This is a genomic window from Novosphingobium sp. B-7, from assembly GCF_000410615.1.
GTDB lineage: Bacteria > Pseudomonadota > Alphaproteobacteria > Sphingomonadales > Sphingomonadaceae > Novosphingobium > Novosphingobium capsulatum.
The window spans coordinates 27,745-50,515 of sequence record NZ_KE148333.1 but is presented as its reverse complement, the minus strand read 5'-3'; the positions used below and the strand labels follow the sequence as shown (position 1 = coordinate 50,515).

General features: G+C 65.2%; 25 protein-coding genes and 2 riboswitches. Of the genes, 8 read left to right on the top strand and 17 right to left on the bottom strand.

Going from position 1 to position 22,771, the window contains the following annotated elements:
• The first annotated feature begins 3 nt into the window (after window positions 1-3).
• Window positions 4-456, top strand: a complete 453-nt coding sequence (locus H926_RS26975) for a hypothetical protein (protein ID WP_148291715.1) — start codon at window positions 4-6, stop codon at window positions 454-456.
• 101 nt (window positions 457-557) lie between these two features.
• Window positions 558-2,057, top strand: a complete 1,500-nt coding sequence (locus H926_RS0111200) for a CpaF family protein (RefSeq protein ID WP_028657883.1) — start codon at window positions 558-560, stop codon at window positions 2,055-2,057.
• Window positions 2,058-2,060: 3 nt separating this feature from the next.
• Here H926_RS0111200 and H926_RS0111195 read toward each other — a convergent pair whose 3' ends face one another.
• Window positions 2,061-2,306, bottom strand: coding sequence for a hypothetical protein (locus H926_RS0111195; protein WP_022676378.1), 246 nt, complete (start codon window positions 2,304-2,306; stop codon window positions 2,061-2,063).
• A 90-nt stretch (window positions 2,307-2,396) separates the two neighbouring features.
• Between H926_RS0111195 and H926_RS0111190 the strand changes: the two genes are divergently transcribed.
• Window positions 2,397-3,308: a DMT family transporter gene (locus H926_RS0111190; protein ID WP_022676377.1), complete on the top strand. Its 912-nt coding sequence runs from the start codon at window positions 2,397-2,399 to the stop codon at window positions 3,306-3,308.
• A 107-nt stretch (window positions 3,309-3,415) separates the two neighbouring features.
• The gene (locus H926_RS0111185) at window positions 3,416-3,553 is read left to right on the top strand and encodes an entericidin A/B family lipoprotein (RefSeq protein ID WP_022676376.1); all 138 of its coding nucleotides are present in this window, start codon (window positions 3,416-3,418) and stop codon (window positions 3,551-3,553) included.
• A gap of 90 nt (window positions 3,554-3,643) precedes the next feature.
• On the opposite strand, the gene gcvPB is transcribed toward H926_RS0111185, so the two are convergent.
• The 13 genes from gcvPB to H926_RS31750 form a co-directional block, all read right to left on the bottom strand.
• Complete coding sequence (gene gcvPB / locus H926_RS0111180) at window positions 3,644-5,197, bottom strand: aminomethyl-transferring glycine dehydrogenase subunit GcvPB (protein WP_022676375.1); 1,554 nt, start codon at window positions 5,195-5,197, stop codon at window positions 3,644-3,646.
• Complete coding sequence (gcvPA, locus tag H926_RS0111175; protein WP_028657881.1) at window positions 5,194-6,552, bottom strand: aminomethyl-transferring glycine dehydrogenase subunit GcvPA; 1,359 nt, start codon at window positions 6,550-6,552, stop codon at window positions 5,194-5,196. The genes gcvPB and gcvPA overlap by 4 nt, the downstream gene beginning before the upstream one ends.
• 4 nt (window positions 6,553-6,556) lie before the next feature.
• A complete protein-coding gene (gene gcvH / locus H926_RS0111170; protein WP_022676373.1) occupies window positions 6,557-6,928 on the bottom strand; it encodes a glycine cleavage system protein GcvH in 372 nt (123 codons plus the stop codon).
• Entirely contained in the window at window positions 6,928-8,097 is a 1,170-nt protein-coding gene (gene gcvT, locus H926_RS0111165; protein ID WP_022676372.1) for a glycine cleavage system aminomethyltransferase GcvT, read from the bottom strand. Before gcvT ends, gcvH begins: the two co-directional genes overlap by 1 nt.
• A 32-nt stretch (window positions 8,098-8,129) precedes the next feature.
• Window positions 8,130-8,255: riboswitch (glycine riboswitch) on the bottom strand.
• A gap of 1 nt (window position 8,256) precedes the next feature.
• Window positions 8,257-8,365: riboswitch (glycine riboswitch) on the bottom strand.
• Window positions 8,366-8,403: 38 nt separating this feature from the next.
• The gene (locus H926_RS0111160; RefSeq protein WP_022676371.1) at window positions 8,404-9,096 is read right to left on the bottom strand and encodes an NAD(P)H-binding protein; all 693 of its coding nucleotides are present in this window, start codon (window positions 9,094-9,096) and stop codon (window positions 8,404-8,406) included.
• Window positions 9,089-10,252 (bottom strand): deoxyguanosinetriphosphate triphosphohydrolase, encoded by a 1,164-nt coding sequence (locus H926_RS0111155; protein ID WP_043609152.1) that lies wholly within the window; start codon window positions 10,250-10,252, stop codon window positions 9,089-9,091. Before H926_RS0111155 ends, H926_RS0111160 begins: the two co-directional genes overlap by 8 nt.
• A 5-nt stretch (window positions 10,253-10,257) precedes the next feature.
• Window positions 10,258-10,953 carry an aspartate/glutamate racemase family protein gene (locus H926_RS0111150; protein ID WP_022676369.1) on the bottom strand — a complete coding sequence of 232 codons (696 nt, stop codon included), beginning with the start codon at window positions 10,951-10,953 and terminating at the stop codon, window positions 10,258-10,260.
• Window positions 10,954-11,076: 123 nt separating this feature from the next.
• Window positions 11,077-11,400: a hypothetical protein gene (locus H926_RS0111145; protein WP_022676368.1), complete on the bottom strand. Its 324-nt coding sequence runs from the start codon at window positions 11,398-11,400 to the stop codon at window positions 11,077-11,079.
• A gap of 49 nt (window positions 11,401-11,449) precedes the next feature.
• Entirely contained in the window at window positions 11,450-12,862 is a 1,413-nt protein-coding gene (locus H926_RS0111140) for an NAD(P)(+) transhydrogenase (Re/Si-specific) subunit beta (RefSeq protein ID WP_028657879.1), read from the bottom strand.
• A 56-nt stretch (window positions 12,863-12,918) separates the two neighbouring features.
• Window positions 12,919-13,203 (bottom strand): proton-translocating transhydrogenase family protein, encoded by a 285-nt coding sequence (locus tag H926_RS0111135; protein WP_022676366.1) that lies wholly within the window; start codon window positions 13,201-13,203, stop codon window positions 12,919-12,921.
• A gap of 3 nt (window positions 13,204-13,206) precedes the next feature.
• Entirely contained in the window at window positions 13,207-13,620 is a 414-nt protein-coding gene (locus H926_RS31755; RefSeq protein WP_082209119.1) for an endonuclease domain-containing protein, read from the bottom strand.
• 70 nt (window positions 13,621-13,690) lie between these two features.
• Window positions 13,691-14,809, bottom strand: coding sequence for an NAD(P) transhydrogenase subunit alpha (locus H926_RS0111130; protein WP_028657878.1), 1,119 nt, complete (start codon window positions 14,807-14,809; stop codon window positions 13,691-13,693).
• 15 nt (window positions 14,810-14,824) lie between these two features.
• A complete protein-coding gene (locus H926_RS31750; RefSeq protein ID WP_022676364.1) occupies window positions 14,825-14,947 on the bottom strand; it encodes an aa3-type cytochrome c oxidase subunit IV in 123 nt (40 codons plus the stop codon).
• A gap of 143 nt (window positions 14,948-15,090) precedes the next feature.
• Between H926_RS31750 and H926_RS0111120 the strand changes: the two genes are divergently transcribed.
• Window positions 15,091-16,509: a sigma-54 dependent transcriptional regulator gene (locus H926_RS0111120; RefSeq protein ID WP_022676363.1), complete on the top strand. Its 1,419-nt coding sequence runs from the start codon at window positions 15,091-15,093 to the stop codon at window positions 16,507-16,509.
• A 104-nt stretch (window positions 16,510-16,613) separates the two neighbouring features.
• On the opposite strand, the gene folP is transcribed toward H926_RS0111120, so the two are convergent.
• The 3 genes from folP to H926_RS0111105 form a co-directional block, all read right to left on the bottom strand.
• Entirely contained in the window at window positions 16,614-17,723 is a 1,110-nt protein-coding gene (gene folP / locus H926_RS0111115) for a dihydropteroate synthase (protein ID WP_022676362.1), read from the bottom strand.
• Window positions 17,724-17,862: 139 nt separating this feature from the next.
• The gene (locus H926_RS0111110) at window positions 17,863-19,002 is read right to left on the bottom strand and encodes a site-specific DNA-methyltransferase (protein WP_022676361.1); all 1,140 of its coding nucleotides are present in this window, start codon (window positions 19,000-19,002) and stop codon (window positions 17,863-17,865) included.
• A gap of 219 nt (window positions 19,003-19,221) precedes the next feature.
• Entirely contained in the window at window positions 19,222-19,863 is a 642-nt protein-coding gene (locus H926_RS0111105) for a ribonuclease HII (protein ID WP_148291716.1), read from the bottom strand.
• 10 nt (window positions 19,864-19,873) lie between these two features.
• On the opposite strand from H926_RS0111105, the gene H926_RS0111100 reads away from it, so the two are divergent.
• From H926_RS0111100 to dapD, 3 genes are all read left to right on the top strand, one after another.
• Complete coding sequence (locus H926_RS0111100; protein ID WP_022676359.1) at window positions 19,874-21,043, top strand: PQQ-dependent sugar dehydrogenase; 1,170 nt, start codon at window positions 19,874-19,876, stop codon at window positions 21,041-21,043.
• Between the two features lie 81 nt (window positions 21,044-21,124).
• Window positions 21,125-21,802, top strand: coding sequence for a pyrimidine 5'-nucleotidase (locus tag H926_RS0111095; RefSeq protein WP_022676358.1), 678 nt, complete (start codon window positions 21,125-21,127; stop codon window positions 21,800-21,802).
• A gap of 71 nt (window positions 21,803-21,873) precedes the next feature.
• A complete protein-coding gene (gene dapD, locus H926_RS0111090) occupies window positions 21,874-22,710 on the top strand; it encodes a 2,3,4,5-tetrahydropyridine-2,6-dicarboxylate N-succinyltransferase (RefSeq protein ID WP_022676357.1) in 837 nt (278 codons plus the stop codon).
• The last annotated feature ends 61 nt before the right edge of the window (window positions 22,711-22,771 follow it).

The window sequence follows — 22,771 nt, the reverse complement described above, 5'->3', positions numbered from 1 at the left end:
TTCATGGCGGTGGTCGCCCTGATCATGCCGTTCAACAACAGCGATCGCGCCTCCGCCTGGATCGCGTCTCATAACCTGAGCCAGGAACGCTGGCTGGCTTTTCCGGAAAGCGCGGGCGAGGGAATTTCGGGGCTGAGCGGCATGCCATTTCAACGCCTGGGCAAGCGCTGCACGCAAAGTTTTACCCGCTGGAACAATCCCGAACCGCAAAAGCTGGTCGATGGCGCGCAGTTCTATCGCGTACTGGCGGCCACGGCGAAACACGAAGGCGGCTTTTATCTCCTGAGTGACTTTTCCCTGCCCGACATGCCGCCGCTGATTCGGCGGATCGGAGACGTCCCGGCCGGATTGGATGGCCAAGCCTTTCATTTCTATAGAGTTGGTGAAGGATTGCCGCCGCGCGGCCAGGCAACACCGCCATGTACGGCGCCATTGCGGCCTTTTGTCCGTTTTTAGGGAATCCTGAAGGTTTCCCTCGTATTCACTACGTCTGAAAAGCCGTTCCTGACCATTGTCGGGCTACGGCCCCGGAAGAACGAGTTGACAGGAAAAGACGCATGAGCGCTTTTGGCCGGAAGACAGGTTTGGGTGGAGCCACCGCCGCGCGCCCCTCGTTCGGCGTTGCCCGGCCGATGAAAACTGGCGAAGCCGCAACGGCCGTGCCCGCTGGCTTTGTCGAAGCAAGCCCTCTGCCCGGCGCCAACGATGACATGGGCGGCAAGCATGCCGATGCGATGAGCCGCCTGGCCGAACGCATCAACGGCGTGGTGGACAACACCTACCAGGCCGAAGGCTTCGAGGCGTCGGTCCACAAGATCAAGGAACAGGTGCTGCCGCGCCTGCTCGAACGTGTCGATCCCGAAGCCGCCGCAACGCTGACCAAGGATGAACTGTCGGAAGAATTCCGCCCGATCATCATGGAAGTGCTGGCCGAACTGAAAGTGACGCTCAACCGGCGCGAGCAATTCGCGCTGGAAAAGGTGCTGATCGACGAACTGCTCGGGTTCGGGCCGCTGGAGGAACTGCTCAATGATCCCGACGTGTCCGATATCATGGTCAACGGGCCGGAACAGACCTACATCGAAAAGAAGGGCAAGCTGCAGCTCGCCCCGATCCGCTTTCGCGATGAAAGCCACCTGTTCCAGATCGCCCAGCGCATCGTCAACCAAGTCGGCCGCCGCGTCGACCAGACCACGCCGCTGGCCGACGCCCGCCTCAAGGATGGCAGCCGCGTCAACGTGATAGTGCCGCCGCTTTCATTGCGCGGCACGGCGATCTCCATTCGTAAGTTTTCCGAAAAGCCGATCACGCTCGATATGCTGCGCGATTTCGGCTCGATGAGCGACAAGATGTGCACGGCGCTGAAAATCGCCGGCGCGTGCCGCATGAACATCGTGATTTCCGGGGGCACGGGCTCGGGGAAAACCACGATGCTCAACGCCTTGTCCAAGATGATCGACCCGGGCGAGCGCGTGCTGACGATCGAAGACGCGGCCGAACTGCGCCTGCAACAACCGCACTGGCTGCCGCTGGAAACCCGCCCACCGAACCTGGAAGGCCAGGGCGCGATCACCATCGGCGATCTGGTCAAGAACGCGCTGCGTATGCGCCCTGACCGCATTATCCTGGGCGAAATTCGCGGCGCGGAATGCTTTGACCTGCTGGCGGCGATGAACACCGGCCACGATGGTTCGATGTGTACGCTGCACGCCAACAGCCCGCGCGAATGCCTGGGCCGTATGGAAAACATGATCCTGATGGGTGACATCAAGATCCCCAAGGAAGCGATCAGCCGCCAGATCGCCGAGAGCGTCGATCTGATCGTTCAGGTCAAGCGCCTGCGCGACGGTTCGCGCCGCACCACCAACATCACCGAGGTGATCGGGATGGAAGGCGATGTGATCGTGACGCAGGAACTGTTCAAGTTCGAATATCTCGACGAAACCGAAGAGGGCAAGATCATCGGCGAATTCCGCCCGTCCGGTCTGCGCCCCTATACCCTGGAAAAGGCGCGTCAGTTCGGCTTTGACCAGGCATTCCTGGAAGCCTGCCTCTGATCGTCAGCTTGCCAGGGCGGCGCGCAAAGCGCCGCCCAGCAGCACGCAGGCCATGAAAAAGCACAGGGCGTAGATCATCGTCCAGGGCATGCAGCCCACGCGATCGAGATCGGCACGCTTGCTGCGCCGCCGTTCGGCCACCAGCGCCACGATCGCCACCGCCAGCAGCACGGCGCCAACGGCCGCCACGGCTTGCCACGGCCCCTGCCACACCTGCTGCCAGTCTATCGCGCGCCACCGTTCGATCATGGCGGCGCCATGGCCGCAGCGCCGGCACGATGCAACCCCGCGATCGACAAGCCTTGCACTCGCATCGCCCTGCGCCTAGGCGCGCGGGCCATGCCGTCTCGTGAAAGACCCTTTCTGGCCCTGGGCCTGCGCCTGGTGGCAATGGCCATGCTGTCGACCATGCTGGTGCTGGTCAAGCTGACCGGCGAGCGTGGCATGCCGCTGCCCGAAACCATGTTCTGGCGGCAGACGCTGCCGGCGCTCATGCTGCTGGGCTGGCTTGGTGCACGTGGGCAATTGCATCGCCTGCGCACGGCGCGGCCGTGGGTCCATTTCCGCCGCGCGATGATCGGCACGGCCGGCATGTTCCTTACGCTCGGTGTGGTGCAGATCCTGCCCCTGGCCGAGGCGACCGTGCTGGGCTTTACCGCCCCGGTCTTTGCCGTGATCCTCTCTGCGCTCCTGCTCAAGGAACGGGTGGGTCCGTGGCGCTGGACGGCGGTGGCCATGGGACTGCTGGGCATCGTGATCATTGCCGGCCCGAACCAGACCCACCTGCCCGCGCTGGGCGTGGCGGTTGGCGTCGGCGCGGCGTTCATGGTCGCGCTGGTCTCGATCCAATTGCGCGACCTTGGCCGCACGGAAGAGCCACTGACAGTGGTCTTCTATTTTTCCGCGATGAGCGCGCCGTTCCTGGCGCTGTTCCTGTTCCGCACCGGGGTGCACCATGATGCCCTCGGCTGGCTCATGCTCGGCGGTATTGGCCTGGCCGGCCTCGGCGCGCAATTGCTGATGACAGCCGCGCTGCGGTTCGGCCCGGTGTCCAGCGTGATCGTGATGGATTACTCGCAATTTGGCTGGGCCACGCTGTGGGGCTGGCTGGTCTTTGCCCACCTGCCGCCTGCCACCACCTGGATCGGTGCGCCGATCGTGATTGCGGCAGGGCTGATCATCGCCTGGCGCGAACATGTGCGGCACCGACAGCAGCAACCTAGCCCGCCTACCGCCTCTGCCATGGCGTGAACGCAGGGTCCTTAGGGCAAGGAACCGCATGCGGATTGGCTCGTTCTGTGCGCGTTCGGAAGGGCATGTTTCGAGCCTTTCGTCCCACAAGGAAGGGAGCCAATCTCATGATGCGCAAGATCATCGTCGCGGCCGCCATGGGCGGCCTGCTGCTGGGCACGGCTGCGTGCAACACCGTCAAGGGCGCCGGCAAGGACATCCAGTCTGCTGGCCAGGCCGGTTCGGACGCGATCAACGGCAAGTAATCGCGCCAGGATCATGAATAAAGAAGGCGCCGCAAGATCAATATCTTGCGGCGCCTTTTTACGTTTGGCTGTCAGGCATTGCGGCGCGCCTCAGGCGCTCCACACCAAGCGCGGCTTGCGCGCCGCGCGGGTTTCATCGACCCGGCGGCGCGGGGCAAAGTGAGGGGCAGACTTGAGCGCGGGATCGCCAGCCTTCGCGCGCGCACCCAGGCTTTCCATCGCCATGATGAACTGATCGAGACCGGCCTTGCTTTCCGTCTCAGTCGGCTCAACCAGCATCGCGCCATGCACGACCAGCGGGAAGTAGACCGTCATCGGGTGATAGCCCTCGTCGATCAGGCCCTTGGCGAGGTCCAGCGTGGCAAAGCCATCGGCAAAGCCATCATCGCTGAACAGCGCTTCGTGCATGCACGGGCCAGCCGCCGCGAACGGCGCATGCAGCACATGCTCCAACCGGCGCAGCACATAGTTGGCGTTGAGCACGGCATCGCCCGATGCCTGGGCGAGGCCATCTGCACCGTGGCTCAGGATATAAGCCAGCGCACGGCTGAACATACCCATTTGGCCATGGAACGCGCACATGCGGCCAAACGCCTCAGGCGCCTCACCGGCGCTATCGGCCTCTTCCACCAGGCGCAGCATGCCATCGCTGCCAGGCTTGACGAACGGCAGCGGCGCGAATGGCGCCAGCGCGTCTGACAGCACCACCGGACCGGCACCCGGACCGCCCCCGCCGTGCGGCGTGGAGAAGGTCTTGTGCAGGTTGATGTGCATGGCATCCACGCCCAGATCGCCCGGGCGCACCCGGCCGACGATGGCGTTGAAGTTGGCGCCATCGCAATAGACATAGCCGCCGGCGGCATGCACGGCATCGGCAATGGTCTTGAGATCGCGCTCGAACAGGCCGCAGGTGTTGGGGTTGGTGATCATCACCCCGGCCACATGCGGGCCGAGCTTGCCGATCAGCGCGGCGGTATCGACGCGGCCATCGTCGGTGGCCGGGATCGCCTCCACCTGGAAGCCGGCAAAGGCGGCGGTGGCCGGGTTGGTGCCATGCGCGCTTTCGGGCACCAGGATCACCTCGCGCTTGTCCCCCCGCGCATCGAGCGCGGCGCGGATCGCTAGCAAGCCGCACAGTTCGCCATGCGCACCGGCCTTGGGCGTCATCGCCACGGCGGCCATCCCGGTCAGCTTGACCAGCCAGTCGGCCAGTTCATCGATCACCTTGAGCGCGCCCTGCACCGTGCCTGCCGGTTGCAGCGGGTGCACATCGGCAAAACCGGGCATCCGCGCGACCTTTTCGTCCAGGCGCGGGTTGTGCTTCATCGTGCAACTGCCGAGCGGGAACGGCCCGAGGTCGATCGCATAGTTCTGGCGCGAGAGGCGGGTGTAGTGGCGCACCGCCTCCGGCTCGCTCAGGCCCGGCAGGTCCACCGGCGCCGCGCGCAGGGCGAGGCCAGCGAGCGGCGATCCGGGTACGTCGTCGAAATCGACGCCGCAGTGGTCCATCCGCCCCACTTCGAACAGCAGCGGTTCTTCCAGGTGCAGCGCGCGGTTGCCGGTCACGGTTTCGGGCGCTTCCAGCGTGGCAGGAATGCGCTCGCCCAGTTCGGGGCGCCAGCCGGAGGGGTTCAGAACAGTCATGCCAGTACCTCCGCAAGCGCGGCGCACAGGGCCGCGATGTCTTCATCGGTCGTCAGTTCGCTGGTGGCGACGAGCAGCACATGGGTGAGATCAGCCTGCCCCGGCACGAGCCGCGACAGGGCAACGCCGCCCAACACGCGACGGGCCGCCAGCGCATCCACCACTTCGGCCGCCGGACGCGGCAGCGTGATGGCAAACTCGTTGACATAACTGGCGTTGACCACGGCCACGCCCGGCAGCGCCGCCAGCGCAGTGGCCGCCTGGACCGCACGCAAATGGCTGGCGCGGGCCATGCGGGCCAGGCCTTCACCACCCAGCAAGCTTAGATGAATGCTGAAAGCCAAGGCACAAAGCCCTGAATTGGTGCAGATATTGCTCGTCGCCTTTTCGCGGCGGATATGCTGCTCCCGCGTGGACAGCGTCAGCACGAAGGCGCGCTTGCCATCGGCATCCACCGTTTCGCCACACAGGCGGCCCGGCATCTGGCGCACATACTTTTCGCGGCAACCGAACAGGCCCAGGTATGGCCCGCCAAACTGCAGGCCAACGCCGAGCGACTGGCCTTCGCCAACGACGATATCAGCACCCAGCGTGCCGGGGCTTTCGATCAAGCCCAACGCCACCGGTTCGGTCACCACCGCGATCAGCAGCGCGCCCTTGGCCTGCGTGGCTGCGGCAATGCGCTTGAGATCGGGAATGCGGCCCAGCACGTCAGGATACTGCACCAGCACGCACGATGTTTCAGCGTCGATCGCGGCGATCAGCGCTTCGTCATCGGCCTGTGCCGACACTTCGGGCTTGGCCGTCACCAGCGTATCGCCGGTAAAGCGCGCCATGGTCTGCGCTGTGCCCACATAATGCGGGTGCAGGCCGCCCGAAAGCACGGCCTTGCTGCGGCGGGTAATGCGGCCAGCCATGGCGATGGCTTCCCAGCACGCGGTCGAGCCATCATAGAGCGAGGCATTGGCCACATCGGTGCCGAACAGGCGCGCCACCTGGGTCTGGAATTCGAACAGCACCTGCAGGGTGCCTTGCGCGATTTCCGGCTGATAGGGGGTGTAGGCGGTCAGGAACTCGCCGCGCTGGATCAGGTGGTCAACCGTCGCCGGAACATGGTGGCGATAGGCCCCTGCCCCCAGGAAGAACGGCACCTGGCCGGCGGTGAGGCTTTCGGCCGAAAGCCGCGCCATGTGGCGTTCCACCGCCATTTCGCTGGCATGGCCCGGCAGGCCTGCAATCGGGCCAGAGAGCCGCGCCGCCGCCGGAACATCGGCAAACAGCGCGTCGATATCCGGCGCCCCGATCGTGGCGAGCATCTCGCCACGATCATGGTCACTCAAGGGAAGATAGCGCATCGTGTCAAAGCCCCGCGACATGGGCGGCATAGGCCGCCTCGTCCATCAGCCCATCAAGCTGGGCGGCATCGGCCAGCGTCATGCGCCACAGCCAGCCCTCGCCTTCCGGCGCGGAGTTGACCAGTTCGGGCGCGTCTTCCAGGGCCGGGTTCACTTCGGTAACGGCGCCCGAAACCGGGGCATAGACATCCGAAGCGGCCTTGACCGAATCCACGACAGACGCGCTGTCACCCTTGGCCAGGGCAGCGCCCACGGCGGGCAGTTCGACAAAGGTGATGTCGCCAAGCTGGCTCTGCGCATAGTCGGTGATGCCGACAGTTGCAGCATCGCCTTCAACCACAAGCCATTCGTGATCAGCGGTGAAATAGCGGGTCATCAGGCGGCTCCTTTGCGCACGTAACGATGGGGATGGAAGGGAAGCGAAACGACAGTGGCGGCAAGGCTCTTGCCGCGCACGGAAAGGGTCAGCGCGGTGCCGGGCACGGCCAGCGCGGTTTCGACGAAGGCCATGGCGATCGGCCGCTCCAGGCTGGGGGCAAAGCCGCCAGAGGTGACGGTGCCCACGGTGCGGCCATCTGACACCACCTCGGCGCCTTCGCGTGCGGCCATGCGGCCTTCAATCAGCAGGCCCACGCGGCGCCGCGCGGTGCCTTGGGCAAAAGCCTTGGCCAGTTGTGGCGCGCCGGGGAAACCAGCGTCAGCCAGTCGGCGGCGAACTGGAATGGCAAAGCCGAGATCGGCCTCTACCGGATCGATATCGGGCGAAAGATCATGGCCATAGAGCGGCAGGCCGGCTTCCAGGCGCAGCGAATCTCGCGCACCCAGGCCGATCGGCTTGACCTGCGGCTGGGCCAGCAGCGCATCGGCCAGCGCCACGGCTTGATCAGCATGAACCGAGATTTCAAAGCCATCTTCGCCGGTATAGCCCGAGCGGCTAACGCCCAGCGCCACCCCGTTCCACACGAACGGCGCAGCCTCCATGAACACCAGGCTGTCAAGCGTGCGCGCCGGATCGGCCGCCGGCACCAGGCCCAACGCGCCGAGCGCTTGGGCGGCTTCCGGTCCTTGCAGCGCGAGCAGTGCATGGTCTGCCAGGTGGTCCAGCGTCACACCCTTGGGCAGGCGCGCGGTGATGTGGGCGATATCGGCATGCTTGGTGGCGCCGTTGACCACCACGTAGAAATCAGCGCCGCGATTGGTCACGATCAGATCGTCAAGGACGCCGCCGTCGTCTGCCAGCAACAGCGAATAGCGCTGCTTGCCGGGCTTGAGCGTGGTGAAGGCGCCGGGCAGCAAGGCCTCGAGCGCCTGCCCGGCATGGTCACCGCGCAGCACCAGCTGGCCCATGTGCGACACATCAAACAGCCCGGCATGGGCCCGCGTCCACTGGTGTTCAGCCAGAATGCCTTCGTACTGCACCGGCATGTGATAGCCGGCGAATTCCACCATCCGGCCGCCGCGTGCGCGGTGCCAGGCATCGAGAGGCAGGGTGAGGATAAGCGGCTTTTCGCCCGCAATCGGGGCGAGATCGTATGTGTCACTCACAAGTTTCAACTCCGCACAGAGGTGCACCCAACGGTGCCCCCTCTGTCACGGAAACCTGAGAGCTTTCCCCCGCGCCCCTAGTTGTGGCGCATCGCGGGGTTACCCCTTCGGCGGCCCCATTTCCGCAAGGAAATGAAACACTTTCCAGAGTGTCGCTATAGACCCCGTGCGGTCCTTTAGCCTGAGAGATTCCGGGGCGGTTGCTCCTTCGGCGTCACTGCTTTTTTCACATATGCGAATCAGCAGCAAACTCTCCCGCGCGGGTCAGCGACAGGCCCGCCCTTTCGCGCAGGCACCCCGTGCAAGTCAACTGCCTGGATAAGCAGTCCCGCGCGCAGCGCTGTGGATGGAGCGAAAATGGTGGACGAACCGCCCATCGGCCTGGACGCTGGCCAGGTTTACAATCGCCTGGCCCACCGTGCTGGCGGTGATCGAGCGATAGCGGGAAAGCGCGCCCCTCAGCGCCCAATCGACCAGCGGCGCCACCGCCATGCCCACGCGCTCAGCCGGGCGGACTGCGCCTTGGCGGGCGCCGCGCAGCAGGCCGGGTCGAAGTATATCGCACCGAGGGAGGCCCAGCGCTGCCACGTCGCGCTCCACCTCACCCTTGGTGGCGAGATAGAACGTGCGCGCAGCCGGATCAGCGCCAACCGATGAAACTAGGATGGCATGGGCAACGCCCGTCTGGCGCGCCGCCGTCGCACAGCGCAGCGTGAGGTCATGGTCCACCGCCCGAAAGGCGGCGCGATCGCCACCCACCGCCGCGATCGTCGTGCCCAATGCCAGCACGATCACATCAGGGCGCACCTGCGCTACGGCATCGCCCCAGTGTTCAGGCGCGATCACCAATTGCTCCATCTGCGCGCCGGCAGGCAGGGGCGCCGCACGGCGTCCCAAGGCGACCATGCGCACGCCAGGCCGGCCAGCAGCGGCATCCAGCACGGCCTGGCCGACCAGCCCCGTCGCGCCGACCAGCAGCACGCGGATGGGATCAGACATTGCTAAGTCCTTCAGGCACTTGACCGACGATCTTCGCGTAACAGTCGATAGCATAGCGATCGGTCATGCCGGCGATGAAATCGGCGATCACGCGGCTGCGATCTGGCTCTGACAGCCGCAAGCGCGCCTGCCAGGCGGCCGGCATGTGTCCGGCATCGGCGCGATAGGCGGCAAACAGCGTTTCGACCACATGGCGCGCGCGATCAGCCGCAGCCACCTGCTCGGGATGGAGGTAGAGCCGCGCGTACATGAACTGCTTGAGTGTGCGTTCTTCCCGCCGCACCTCTTCGGAAAATCCGCAGAGCGCGCGCCCGGCAGCGCGCACCGCCGCCACATTGCCAACGCCGCTATCATCCAGGCGCCGCTGCGTTTCGCTGATCACGTCGTTGACCATCCGGCCGATCTGCCCACGCACCAATTCGCGCAGCAGGCGTTCGCGCGGGGCATGGGGATGGCGCGCCTCGATCGCATACCATTGATCGGCCACGAACGGCAGTTCCAGCAGGTCGTCCAGCGCCAGGAAACCGCCGCGCAGTCCATCGTCGATATCGTGGTTGTCATAGGCAATGTCGTCGGAAATCGCGGCAATCTGCGCCTCCATCGAGGCGTGACTGGCCAGGTCGAGCGGGAACGCCGCATCGAGTTCGGCAAGCGCCCAGGTGGGCTTCTTCACCGGCCCGTTATGCTTGGCCAGGCCTTCGAGCATTTCCCAGGTCAGGTTGAGGCCATCGTGCTCCACATAGGGGCTTTCCAGGCGCATCAGCACGCGCAAGGTATTGGCGTTGTGATCAAATCCGCCGCAGCTTGACAGCGCCGCCTCCAGCGCATCCTCGCCGGCGTGACCGAACGGCGGATGGCCGATATCGTGGGCCAGGCACAGTGCTTCGGTCAGGTCTTCGTCCGCGCCCAAAGCACGGGCAATCACGCGCCCGATCTGCGCCACTTCTAGGCTGTGCGTCAGCCGCACGCGATAGTGATCGCCGTCGGGCGCGATGAACACCTGCGTCTTGTGGCGCAGCCGGCGAAACGCGATCGAATGGATGATCCGATCGCGATCGCGCTGGAACTCGCTGCGCGGGCCGCGCACCCCGCCCTGCTCTGGTGCGAACTCTCGCCCACGCGAGGCAGCGGGATCGCAGGCCCAGGGCGCGCGCATGTCTGTCACCCCGCGCCCAGGATCCAGTCGGCCGCCGCCTCGGCATGGATGCGCGTGCCGTCATAGATCGGCAGCACGTTGGCATCGACATCGATGACCATGTCGAGTTCGGTGCAGCCGAGCACCACGCCTTGCGCGCCGGCCTGGCCCATGGTGGTCAACAAGGTCTTGAACGTGCGCTCGGCCGAGCGCGTGGCGCGGCCCTGCATCAGCTCTTCATAGATGATCCGGTCGATCTCATCGACATTGTCCATCACCGGCGGCAGCAGCGTTACGCCATGGGCCACCAGGCGCTTGCGGTAAAAGCTTTCGACCATGACATTGCGCGAGCCGATCAGCGCCGCGGTCTTCACGCCATTGGCCTGCATCCGTGCGCCAACGGCGTCGGCAATGTGGATCACCGGCACACCCACCGACGCGGCAACCTGGTCATAGACCTTGTGCATCGAGTTGGCGCCGATCAGAAGCGCGGTGGCGCCAGCCTGTTCCAGCCGCTTGGCGCTCTGGACCAGCACGGTTGCGGCGTGGGCCCACTCATCCGCAGTCGAAAGCCGGGCCAAGCCGGCAAAATCCAGGCTTTCGATCAGCAAAGGCGCGCTCGACAACGTGCTTGTGCGCGCCTGAACCAGCTTGTTGAGATGCTCGTAATACGTGCGGGTCGAAACCCAGCTCATGCCGCCGATAAGGCCAATCTTGCGCAAACCACTATCTCCCACCGGCGCCCCCGCCGGTCAGTCCCGTTTCGATGGTTTTCAGCCTTAGGCAAGACCACCGCCCAGGTCCAGCGGCCCCCGGCAGCGATCCACCGTGCACGCGCACGCGGTTCACCGCTTTTCGGGGGCCAATCCCATGGCGCAGAGCGCAGCGGCGCTGACCGTCACTTGCACCAGTTGCGGATCATCCAGGCGGCGCACGGTCCACACGTAATCGGCCAGGCTGCGCCTGGGCGCCTGCAGTGCCTCCAACCGGCGCAACTGCCCCAGCGAGAGGCGATCGGTCATGCGCTCGGCCATGCAGGCGGCATTGGCATGGGACAGGCCGGCATCGACCAGCGCCGTGCGCACGCGGCCCTCGGCCAGTTTGGAGACGCAGGCGGTAGAAACGAGCGACAGCGCGGCGACAACGGCGACAAGAACGATGGTCTTCATGCCCGCCTTCTCGCCCCGCCGCGCCGACGCTGTCAACCAGGGGTTATCATCAATGCTGGAGCGCCTTGACGATCTCCTCCACCATCTTCTTGGCGTCTGCCAACAGCATCATCGTCTGGTCCATGTAGAACACGTCGTTGTCGACGCCCGAATAGCCGACCCCGCCCATGGAGCGCTTGACGAAGAAGATGGTCTTGGCCTTGTCCACGTCGAACACCGGCATGCCATAGATCGGGCTGGACTTGTCGGTCTTGGCCGCGGGGTTGACCACGTCATTGGCGCCGATCACGAACGCCACGTCAGCCTGGGCGAAATCGCCCTGGATATCTTCCAGTTCAAAGACTTCGTCATAGGGTACGTTGGCTTCGGCGAGCAGCACGTTCATGTGCCCGGGCATGCGCCCCGCCACCGGGTGAATGGCATATTTCACGTTGACGCCATTGGCCTTGAGCACGTCGCCCATCTCGCGCAGCACGTGCTGCGCCTGGCTGACGGCCATGCCATAGCCCGGGATGATGATGACGTTTTCGGCTTCCTTCATCAGGAATGCCGCGTCTTCGGCCGATCCGCGCTTCCACAGGCGCTGCTCCTTGGCCGCGCCGCCGCTGACGGCTGCTTCGGCGCCAAAGCCCCCGGCGATCACCGACAGGAACGAGCGGTTCATCGCCTTGCACATGATGTACGACAGGATCGCACCTGAAGAGCCGACCAGCGCGCCGGTGATGATCATGGCGGTGTTGTGCAGGGTGAAACCCATCGCCGCTGCCGCCCAGCCGGAATAGCTGTTGAGCATCGAGACCACCACCGGCATGTCTGCCCCGCCGATCGGGATGATCAGCAGGAAGCCGATCACGAAAGACAGCGCGGTAATCGTGGCGATGACCCAGGGGCTTTGATCCTGGGTAAACCAGCCAACCAGCCCGAGGATCGCGATCAGCGTGCCCAGGTTGATCACATGCCGTCCGGGCAACAGGATCGCCGCGCCGCTCATCTTGCCAGCCAGCTTGAGGAACGCGATGATCGAGCCGGAGAAGGTGATGGCGCCGATGGCAATGCCCAGGCCCATTTCGACGCGGCTTTGCGGTTCGATCAGCCCCTGGGCATCAAGAATGCCGAATGCCTCGGGATTGGCATAGGCCGCCAGCCCCACCAGCACGGCGGCCAGTCCCACCAGCGAGTGGAACGCGGCCACCAGTTGCGGCATCGCCGTCATCTGGATGCGCCGCGCGATGATAAAGCCGATGCCTCCACCAATGGCGATGGCCACCGCGATTTCCGGCAGGCTGGCGATCGAATGGGTAACCAGCGTGGTGGCCACGGCAATGGTCATGCCGATCATGCCATAGCGGTTGCCCGCCCGGCTCGTGCCCGGCGACGAAAGCCCGCGCAGCGCCATGATGAACAGCACGCCCGAAATGAGGTATAATAGCGGAACGATACCGCTGTTTTCTGCCGCAGGCATCGGAAATACATTGCGCGGCGCCACACTCACAGCCGCCGAGAGGAACGAGAAGTCCATCACTTCTTCTCCTTCTTCTTGTACATCGCCAGCATGCGCTGGGTAACGGCAAAACCGCCGAAGATATTGACCGACGCCAGGACCACTGCGCCGAGCCCCAGCACCTTGGCCAGTGGCGACCCCGCCGCTGCCGAGGCGACCAGGGCGCCGACGATGATGACCGACGAAATGGCATTGGTCACCGCCATCAACGGCGTATGCAAGGCCGGCGTGACCGACCAGACGACGTAGTAGCCGACAAAGCAGGCGAGCACGAAAATGCTCAGGATCGATATGAAGTCCATAGATCAGGTACCTTCAGATCCTCCCCCGGCGGGGGAGGTGGCAGCGCCTAGCGCTGACGGAGGGGGTGCTGCTTGGCACGCGGTTATAATGGCTTGGGCCGTGGCATCAGGGTCGCGGAGAACGTCGGCGGCGGGAATGCGGATCACGCGAAGCCCGTGGCGTTCCATCCACGCCGAACGCCGGGCATCAGCAAGCGGGCGAGAGCCCATGTCATGCGAAATCCCGTCGATCTCGAAGACAGTTCTAGACGCAGCGCAATAGAAATCAGCGACAAAGCCGCCCACCGGGTGCTGTCGGCGCAGCTTGATTCCCGCAGGCCGCTGCCGAAAGCGCTGCCACAGCAGAACCTCGGGCAAGCTCATGGCTTTGCGCAGCTTTCTCGCGCTTGTCAGTGCTTGCACGCTATGATCGCGCATCGCTACCCCCCCCTCCACCGCCCTGTGGGCGGTTCCCCTCCCCCGCAGGGGGAGGATCACTCGTCCATACTCACCCCTTGAGCCTTTCGTGCACGACCTGCCCGCCTTGCGTCAGGCGGATGGCGTTGCCGATTTCCTCGTCCAGCACCGGGCGGCCTTGTTCCTTGTCCCAGAAGGCCGAAAGGAAATTGAACAGGTTGCGCGAAAACAGGGCCGAAGCATCGGCCGGCAAGAGCGCGGGCGTGTTGGCATAGCCGACGATCTTCACGCCGTGGCGTTCCACTACCTGGTCGGCCACGCTGCCTTCCACGTTGCCGCCTTGCGCCACGGCCAAGTCATAGATGACCGAGCCTGGCCGCATCGTCGCGATCTGGGCATCGCTGATCAGGCGCGGCGCGGCGCGGCCGGGGATCAGCGCGGTGGTGATGACGATATCCTGCTTGGCGATATGGCTCGATACCAGTTCGGCCTGGGCCTTCTGGTATTCGGGGCTCATTTCGGTGGCATAGCCGCCCGCGCCTTCGCCCTCGATCCCCGCCACGTTCTCCACGAAGATCGGCTTGGCGCCCAGCGACTGGATCTGTTCCTTGGTGGCAGAGCGCACGTCGGTGGCGGAAACCTGCGCGCCCAGGCGGCGAGCGGTGGCGATGGCCTGGAGGCCGGCGACGCCCACGCCCATGATGAAGGCCTTGGCCGCGCTCACCGTGCCGGCCGCCGTCATCATCATCGGGAAAGCCCGGCCATAGAGATTGGCCGCCACCAGCACGGCCTTGTAGCCAGCGAGATTGGCCTGTGATGACAGGATATCCATCGATTGCGCGCGGGTGATGCGCGGCATGAATTCCATCGCCAGCGCCTCGAGCCCCGCAGCGGCATAGGCATCGACCCGGGCGCGCTGGCCAAAGGGATCGAGCCCTGCCACGATCCACGCACCAGGCGCGGCGCCAGCCAACAGCGCCGGATCGGGCCCCTGCACGCCCAGCACTATCTGCGCGCCGGCGGCGGCATCGGCGCTGGCAATCGCCGCGCCGGCGGCCTGAAAATCATCGTCGGAAATATCGGCGCCCTTCCCCGCGCCGCTTTCCACCACCAGTTTGGCCCCCAAAGCCGAAAGCTTGCGCACCGTTTCCGGTGTCGCCGCCACCCGGCTCTCCCCCGTCGCGCGTTCCCGAAGGACGGCGATCGTTATGTCATGTGACATTCTTTATTGTATGATCAGGATCACGAAAGCGACGATGAGCGCGATCACCGGCACGGAGACCTTGATCATCGAGATAAAGCCTTCGTAGGTTTCGCGTGCAGCCTTCATATCATTGGCAGACGTCATGCTCACTCATCCCTCGTTATTATCCTTGAGCGCACCTTAAACCGCTGCCCCGCGTCTCTCAAGGGCGATTGAATGGCCTGATTGTTTAATCAGGTTTTTACCAGAAATGCGTAATCGGGTGTTGTTTCAACGACGGGAAAATCATGGCCGAAGCCGACGACCGCCTGCTGATGCTGATCGATGATGAGCCTGCGCAATGCCGGCTGATCACGGCACTGGCCGCACGCGAAGGGTGGCGCACGCTCGTGGCCCGCGATTCCGAAACCGCGATTGCCACGCTCGGCACGCGCCAGGGCATGCAACTGGGCGCCATCATCCTGGATCAATGGGTTCCGGGCGACGATGCCTGTGCGCTGATCGCCGAACTCAAGGCGCGGCGCCCGGCCCTGCCGATCCTGATGCTCACCACCAGTGCCTCGCCACTGCTGGCGGTGGAAGCAATGCGCGCCGGGGCCACCGATTACCTGATCAAGCCCGTGGCACCCGATCGCCTGCTCCAGGCCCTGCGCAGCGCAACCACGCGCGAGGCGCCCGCGGCAGAGCTTCAGCCGCTCACCGAAAAGATCGGCACGACGCTCGACTTTGATTCGATGATCGGCGCCGCGCCGGCATTCCGCGCCGCACTGGCCGTGGCGGCCAAGGCGGCGCGCACCCAGCAGACCGTGCTGATCGAGGGCGAAAGCGGCACCGGCAAGGAAATGCTGGTGCGCGCGATGCACGCCGCCAGCCCGCGCGCCAAGGCGCCGCTGCGCATTGTCAACGCTGGCGGCATTCCCGCCAACCAGATCGAAAGCGTGCTGTTCGGCCACGAAAAGGGCGCGTTTCCCGGAGCCTTCGATCGGCATATCGGCGCGCTGCAACACGCTGACGGCGGCACGCTGGTAATCGACGAGGTCGATCGCCTGCCCCTTCATGTACAAGAACGGCTGACCCAGTTCGTCGAACGCGGTGATGTACAGCCGATCGGCGCGCGCCACTCGTTCCGCATCGACGTACGCCTGTTCGCGTGCAGCAATGCGCCGTTGCGCGATCTGGCCGAGGCGGGTTTCTATCATGCGCCCCTGGTCGATGCGCTCAGCACGGTGCACGTGCATCTGCCCGCGCTGCGCCAGCGGTCGGGCGATATCGCCGCGCTGGCGCGCTATTTCCTCGCGCGGATTGGCGAGCAGCCGGGCCTGCGCCCGCTTGGCATCACCGATAGCGCGCTGGCCCTGCTCAAGGCCTATGACTGGCCGGGCAACGTGCGGCAGTTACAGGCGACGCTGTTTCGCGCCGCCGTGTTCTGCGATGCAGAAACACTGACCGCGCAAGACTTCCCCAATCTCTCGACGATGGTGGGCGAAACCCCGCGCAGCCCGGCACCGATCAGCGATGGTGCCGGCGTGATGCTGTTCACCGCCGACGGCAACCTGCGCCCGCTGGAAGAGATCGAGGCCGATGTCATCCGCCTGGCGATCGGCCACTATCGCGGCCGCATGACCGAAGTGGCACGGCGCCTGGGGATCGGCCGCTCGACGCTCTACCGCAAGCTGTCGGAACTGGGCATCGACAACGCGGCCTGACGGGGGCGTGCGCGGCTGGGGGCTTCGACAAGCCCAGCCCGAACGGTATTCACAAACTGCTCTTTAATCCGTTCGGGCTGAGCTTGTCGAAGCCCCCCGCGCGCTCATGCCAGCTGCGAAAAATCGGTCAGTGCCGCATCGCGCAGGCCGCGCCACACGCGCATGGCCTGCACCGTTTCGGCCACATCGTGCACGCGCACCATGTGGCAACCTGCCTCCAGCGCCTTGATCGCCAGCATGACCGAGCCACCCAGGCGCTGGTCTGCCGGTGCCTCGCCGGCCAAGGCGCCGATCATGCGCTTGCGGCTGGCGGCAAACAGCACGGGTTGGCCCAGCGCGTGGAACAGCGGCAGGGCGTTGATCAGCGCCAGGTTTTCGGCCAGCGTCTTGCCAAAGCCGATGCCGGGATCGAGCAGGATCTTCTCGGCGGCAATGCCGGCGGCCAGCGCGGCATCACGCCGGGCGCGCAGGTCATCGAACACGTCGAGCACGACATCGCGATAATGCCCATCGGCGTGGAGGTCGTCCGCACCGCCCGGCGCATGCATCAGCACGACCGGCGCACCGCTGGCAGCGACAATCTCCATGCTGCGCGGATCGTGGCGCAGGGCGGAAACATCGTTGACAATATGCGCCCCGGCGGCAAGCGCGGCGGCAATCACGCTGGAACGCCGGCTGTCGATGGAAATGGCAGCGCCGGTGGCGGCAAGGCGCTCGATCACCGGCACCACGCGCTTGATCTCGTCCCCCTCCCACACCGCGGCGGCATTGGGCCGGGTGGATTCCCCACCCACGTCGATCACCGCCGCGCCCGCCGCCAGCATGGCCGAGGCATGGTCTAGCGCGACATCGGGCTTGTCGAGGAACTGGCCGCCATCGGAAAAGCTGTCGGGCGTGACGTTGAGAATGCCCATGACCAGCGGCTGATCGAGGCGCAGCACCCGCTCGCCACAGCCGATCGGCGCATGGTTTTTGCTCAGGTTGGCCCATTGCGCGCTGGCGTCGGCGGCCAGCGCATCGGGCAAGGCAGCAATGGCAGCAACTACGTCCCCCGCGCTGACAACCTGGCGCGAGACGATCTTGCCGTCACCCCGCACCAGCAGGGCAAAGCGGCTGGCGCAGGCGAGCCCGCCAGCCAGGCGCACGGCCTGACCGTCATCCGACTGCGGGCTTTCGGTCAAGGCGATGGGGCGAAGGTAAACCGTCTCGTTCATGCCAAAGCCTTTGCCCCAACCACCAACTATTCGTCACCCCGGGCTTGACCCGGGGTCCAGCTTCTTTTGGGCGCCTTGCGCTATCCTTCAGGAAAAGCGGGGCCCCGGATCAAGTCCGGGACGACGGCAATTAACCCGATCAGTCTTCCACCGCCAACAGATAGCGCTGGCGCAGCACGTCGATCGGCTTCATCTCGCCCTTGTCCATGAAGTGCCAGAACGTCCAGCCATTGCACGAGGCGGCGTTCTGCACCTTGGACCCCATGCCATGGATCGACCCGGTATCCTCGCCCACAGCCAGGCTGCCATCGGCGCGCACCACGGCCTGCCAGCGGCGCTTCTTGTCAGCGAGCACGGTGCCCGGCGTCAGCCAGCCACTTTCCACCAGCGAGCCGAACGGCACCTTGGGCGCGGCGCGCTTGGACTGCATGGTCTTGAGTGCGCTTTCATCGAGCGGCAGGGCCAGGTCGATACGCTCCTGCGCCACTTCAATATAATCGTCCTCGCGCTCGCAGCCGATCCAGTTGCGGCCCAGGCGCTTGGCCACAGCGCCGGTGGTGCCGGTGCCGAAGAATGGATCGAGCACCACGTCACCCTTGTTGGTGGTGGCCAGGATCACCCGATAGAGCAGCGATTCCGGCTTTTGCGTGGGGTGGGCCTTGGTGCCGTTGCGCTTGAGGCGTTCCTTGCCCGAACAGATCGGCAGCACCCAGTCAGAGCGCATCTGCAACTCGTCGTTCAAGGTCTTCATCGCGCGGTAGTTGAAGGTGTACTTCGCCTTCTCGCTCTTGGCTGCCCAGATCAGGGTTTCGTGGGCATTGGTGAACCGCGTGCCTTTGAAATTGGGCATGGGGTTGGTTTTGCGCCAGATGATGTCGTTGAGAATCCAGAAGCCCATGTCCTGCAGCATCGTGCCCAGGCGGAAGATGTTGTGATAGCTGCCGATCACCCAGATCGAGCCATTGGGCTTGAGCAGGCGATAGGCCTCGCTCAACCATTCGCGGGTGAAGCGATCATAGACGGCAAAGCTGTCGAACTTGTCCCAGTGATCGGTCACGGCGTCGACATGGCTGCCATCGGGGCGGGCCAGGTCGCCGCCAAGCTGCAGGTTGTAGGGCGGATCGGCAAAGATCATGTCAATCGAACCGGTGGGCAACGAGCGCATCATTTCAATGCAATCGCCCTTGAGGATGCGGTTGACCGGCAGCACCGGCGCCTGAACCTTGGCGGCCACTTTGGCCCGCAAGGCGCGGGTGCGCGTTTTCACTGCCGTAACCATGATACTTCCTTCCACTATCGCTTGTTGACGTGGAATCTGAATCATCGCGACTCGCAGGTCAAGGCGCGACTCGCGGATTTGCGCCGAGTCGCAGCGCTGCAAAAGCGGAACGGAACGAGTCCGCCAACCACATCTTGAGTCTCGGTGGGGGTGCGTGACTCAAGATATGGTGTGCGCAACTGTGGAAAATTTATTCGCAGGCCTTGCGCCGAGTCGCGGCTAAATCAGCAGCAGCTGCGCCACGGGGGCAAAACTGCGCCGATGCAGCGGCGTAGGGCCGTGCGTGCGCAGGGCGGCAAGGTGCTGCGCCGTGCCATAGCCGGCGTTGCGCTCCCAGCCGTAGTGCGGATGGAGTTCGGCCGCCGCCCGCATCATGCGGTCACGGTGCTCCTTGGCGATGATCGAGGCCGCAGAAATGCACGGCTCGATCGCGTCGCCACCAACAATCGGCCGCGCCGGCCAGCACCAATCGGCATGGCGCCCGTGCGGCGTGAGATTGCCATCGACACGCACCTCGCCCACATCGCCCTGCAATTGCGCCACGAGTTCCTGTACGGCGAGGGTCATCGCCAGCATGGTGGCGCCAAAGATGTTGAGGCGGTCGATCTCGACCGGGTCCACCACGCCCACGCCCCAGTGGCACGACGCCTTGATCTGCTCTTCCAACACCGCGCGGCGCTTGGCCGAAAGCTTTTTGGAATCGGCCAGCCCTTCGGGCGGCCGCCGCCCCAGCACCACCGCAGCGGCCACCACCGGGCCGGCCAGGGGGCCGCGCCCCGCCTCGTCGACGCCAATCACATGCCCCGATACGCGGGCAGTAACACGGGTAATTCTGGTGGCACGGACGCGGGTTTCGGGCATTGTAGCGGGCATGACAAAAGGGATCCTCTGCCTCCTATCGCCGCTCGCGTTCCTGGCTGCAAGCTGCGGATCGCAAGCCCAGCCCGATAACGCCGCCGCCACGGCGCCCGAACAGCGCGACAGCTTCGTGATTACCGACCTGGCGCGCTTCGACAGCCCGTGGGCCATGGCGTTCCTGCCTGATGATGGCCAAGGCAAGACCGCCGTGCTGGTGACCGAACGCACCGGCGCGCTTAAGCTGTGGCGCGAAGGGGGCAAGGCCGTGGTCGTGTCTGGCACGCCCAAGGTGGACGCCGGCGGCCAGGGGGGCCTCGGCGATATTGCCCTCGCCCCCGATTTTGCCACCAGCGGGTTGGTCTATCTCACCTGGGTGGAAGCGGGCGCGGGGGATACGCGCGGCGCCGTGCTGGGCCGCGCGCGGCTGGTGCGCGATCAGGGCTCGCCCCGCCTCGAAGGCCTCACCGTGATCTGGCGGCAGGTACCCAAGGTTTCCGGGCGCGGCCATTTTGGCCATCGCATCGCCTTTGCGCCGGATGGCCAAAGCCTGTTCCTGTCTTCGGGCGAGCGGCAGAAGTTCATCCCGGCGCAGGATATGAACACCAACCTGGGCAAGGTCCTCCACCTCACGCTCGATGGCCAGCCCGCGCCGGGCAATCCCTTTGCGGCGCAAGGCGGCATTGCCGCGCAGGTGTGGACGCTGGGCCATCGCAACCCCTTGGGCTTGCAGTTCGATGCCCAGGGGCGCCTGTGGGATGTAGAGCACGGCCCGGCCGGCGGGGACGAGCTCAACCTGCTTTCACCCGGCAAGAACTATGGCTGGCCGCTGGTGTCCGATGGGGACAACTATGATGGCACGCCGATCCCGCGCAACGCAACGCGGCCAGACCTGGCGGCGCCGGCGATCAGCTGGAACCCGGTGATCGCGCCGGGCGATTTCGTGTTCTATTCGGGCAAGGCCTTTCCGCAGTGGCGCGGGCAGGCGCTGATCGCGGCGCTGGGCGCGGCCGGGATCGTTCGCGTGGGCCTGGAACCGGGGCCAGACGGCCACCCGGTGGGCAAGGAACTGGAGCGGATCGACCTGGGCACGCGGATACGCGAGATTCGCGAAGCGCGCGATGGTACGCTATGGATTCTCGAAGACGGCGAAAACGCCCGGCTGAGGAGGCTTGCCCCGCGCTGATTTTGCGGGCAGGCGGCGGCACCATGCTCTAAAGGCAGAGCCACGCTCATGAGGCCAGAGCCAAGCTCGCAAGGATGACGGATGCCCTTTGACCCATCGCGTGTCGATTGCTGGATCTTCGATCTGGATAACACGCTGTACCCGGCCGAAACCTGCCTGTTCGACCAGATCGACGTGCGCATGGGCGCCTATATTGCCGATCTACTGGGCTGCGACCATGCCGAGGCGCGCCGCGTGCAGAAGATGTATTTCCACGACCATGGCACCACGCTCGCTGGCCTGATGCATTTCCACGGCGTCGATCCCTATGAATTCCTTGGCTATGTTCACGATGTCGACATGGCCCCCCTGAACCGTGCGCCGCGCCTGGAAGAACGCCTGATGCGCCTGCCCGGGCGCCGCCTGGTCTTTACCAATGGCGATGCAGCCTATGCCACACGGGTGCTCGATGCCCTGGGCATCACCCACTGCTTTGAAGGCCTGTGGGACATTCACGCCATGGAATACAAGCCCAAGCCCGAGCCATCGGCCTATCGCGGCTTTGTCTCCGCCTTTGGCATCGACCCTACCCGCTCGGTATTCTTCGAGGATTCGGCGCGTAACCTCACCCCGGCCAAGGCCATGGGCATGCAGACGGTCTGGCTCGACTTCGGGACGGATTGGGGCGCCCGCGCTCGCGACGAGACCGCGATCGACGAGACGATCGACGATCTTGCTGCCTGGCTCGACGCGCTTGCCGCCGACGGTCACCTCGGCTAGGCGCCCTGCCCAAGCAGACTGTCCAGACCCCCCAAGGCCAGACCATCTCAGTATTGCCCGGAGAAACACACATGACCGCACAGCTTGAAGCCGCCATCGAAGCCGCCTGGGACAACCGCGCGGACGTGACGCCGGCCAGCAACGATGTGCGCGTGGTGGTGGAACAGGCCCTCGCCCTGCTCGATGCTGGCGAAGCGCGCGTGGCGGAAAAGGTCGATGGCGCGTGGCGCGTGAACCAGTGGCTGAAGAAGGCCGTGCTGCTCTCGTTCCGCCTCAATGACAATGTCGTGATTGAGGGTGGCGCCGGTGGCGCCCCGGCCTTTGACAAGGTGCCGAGCAAGTTTGCCGGCTGGGACGAAGCCGCCTTTCGCGCCGCCGGGTTCCGCGTGGTGCCGGGCGCCGTGGCGCGGCGCGGCGCACACATTGCCAAGAACGTCGTGCTGATGCCCAGCTTCGTCAACATCGGCGCGTTCGTCGATGAAGGCACCATGGTCGATACCTGGGCCACGGTGGGTTCGTGCGCGCAGATCGGCAAGAACGTGCATATCTCGGGCGGCGTCGGCATCGGCGGCGTGCTCGAACCGCTGCAGGCCGGCCCGGTGATCATCGAAGACGGCGCGTTCATCGGCGCGCGCTCGGAGGTGGCCGAAGGCGTGATCGTGGGCGAAGGCGCGGTGCTGTCGATGGGCGTGTTCCTGGGCGCCAGCACCAAGATCATCGACCGCGCCACCGGCGAAGTGCATATCGGCCGCGTGCCCCCTTACGCCGTGGTCGTGCCCGGCTCGCTGCCCGGCAAGCCGCTGCCCGATGGCACGCCCGGGCCGTTGCTCTATTGCGCCGTGATCGTCAAGACGGTGGACGCGCAAACCCGCAGCAAGACCGGCATCAACGAGCTGCTGCGCGACTGACGCGGAACCACGCGGGCTCTCCGCGCGTAGAATCAGGCAAAAGGGGCGCGCCCCCCGTGCC

Excerpts from the sequence above, each read along its gene's own strand:
- H926_RS0111200 (WP_028657883.1), top strand. The coding sequence starts at position 558 with ATGAGCGCTTTTGGCCGGAAGACAGGTTTGGGTGGAGCCACCGCCGCG.
- H926_RS0111105 (WP_148291716.1), bottom strand. The coding sequence starts at position 19,863 with ATGCCCGAAACCCGCGTCCGTGCCACCAGAATTACCCGTGTTACTGCC.
- H926_RS0111100 (WP_022676359.1), top strand. The coding sequence starts at position 19,874 with ATGACAAAAGGGATCCTCTGCCTCCTATCGCCGCTCGCGTTCCTGGCT.
- gcvPB (WP_022676375.1), bottom strand. The coding sequence starts at position 5,197 with ATGACTGTTCTGAACCCCTCCGGCTGGCGCCCCGAACTGGGCGAGCGC.
- H926_RS0111145 (WP_022676368.1), bottom strand. The coding sequence starts at position 11,400 with ATGAAGACCATCGTTCTTGTCGCCGTTGTCGCCGCGCTGTCGCTCGTT.
- H926_RS0111185 (WP_022676376.1), top strand. The coding sequence starts at position 3,416 with ATGATGCGCAAGATCATCGTCGCGGCCGCCATGGGCGGCCTGCTGCTG.
- H926_RS0111195 (WP_022676378.1), bottom strand. The coding sequence starts at position 2,306 with ATGATCGAACGGTGGCGCGCGATAGACTGGCAGCAGGTGTGGCAGGGG.
- H926_RS0111135 (WP_022676366.1), bottom strand. The coding sequence starts at position 13,203 with ATGGACTTCATATCGATCCTGAGCATTTTCGTGCTCGCCTGCTTTGTC.
- H926_RS31755 (WP_082209119.1), bottom strand. The coding sequence starts at position 13,620 with ATGCGCGATCATAGCGTGCAAGCACTGACAAGCGCGAGAAAGCTGCGC.
- H926_RS0111160 (WP_022676371.1), bottom strand. The coding sequence starts at position 9,096 with ATGTCTGATCCCATCCGCGTGCTGCTGGTCGGCGCGACGGGGCTGGTC.
- dapD (WP_022676357.1), top strand. The coding sequence starts at position 21,874 with ATGACCGCACAGCTTGAAGCCGCCATCGAAGCCGCCTGGGACAACCGC.
- H926_RS0111155 (WP_043609152.1), bottom strand. The coding sequence starts at position 10,252 with ATGCGCGCGCCCTGGGCCTGCGATCCCGCTGCCTCGCGTGGGCGAGAG.
- H926_RS0111110 (WP_022676361.1), bottom strand. The coding sequence starts at position 19,002 with ATGGTTACGGCAGTGAAAACGCGCACCCGCGCCTTGCGGGCCAAAGTG.
- gcvH (WP_022676373.1), bottom strand. The coding sequence starts at position 6,928 with ATGACCCGCTATTTCACCGCTGATCACGAATGGCTTGTGGTTGAAGGC.
- H926_RS31750 (WP_022676364.1), bottom strand. The coding sequence starts at position 14,947 with ATGACGTCTGCCAATGATATGAAGGCTGCACGCGAAACCTACGAAGGC.
- H926_RS0111190 (WP_022676377.1), top strand. The coding sequence starts at position 2,397 with ATGCCGTCTCGTGAAAGACCCTTTCTGGCCCTGGGCCTGCGCCTGGTG.
- gcvPA (WP_028657881.1), bottom strand. The coding sequence starts at position 6,552 with ATGCGCTATCTTCCCTTGAGTGACCATGATCGTGGCGAGATGCTCGCC.
- folP (WP_022676362.1), bottom strand. The coding sequence starts at position 17,723 with ATGAACGAGACGGTTTACCTTCGCCCCATCGCCTTGACCGAAAGCCCG.
- H926_RS0111140 (WP_028657879.1), bottom strand. The coding sequence starts at position 12,862 with ATGCCTGCGGCAGAAAACAGCGGTATCGTTCCGCTATTATACCTCATT.
- H926_RS0111095 (WP_022676358.1), top strand. The coding sequence starts at position 21,125 with ATGCCCTTTGACCCATCGCGTGTCGATTGCTGGATCTTCGATCTGGAT.
- H926_RS26975 (WP_148291715.1), top strand. The coding sequence starts at position 4 with ATGGCGGTGGTCGCCCTGATCATGCCGTTCAACAACAGCGATCGCGCC.
- H926_RS0111120 (WP_022676363.1), top strand. The coding sequence starts at position 15,091 with ATGGCCGAAGCCGACGACCGCCTGCTGATGCTGATCGATGATGAGCCT.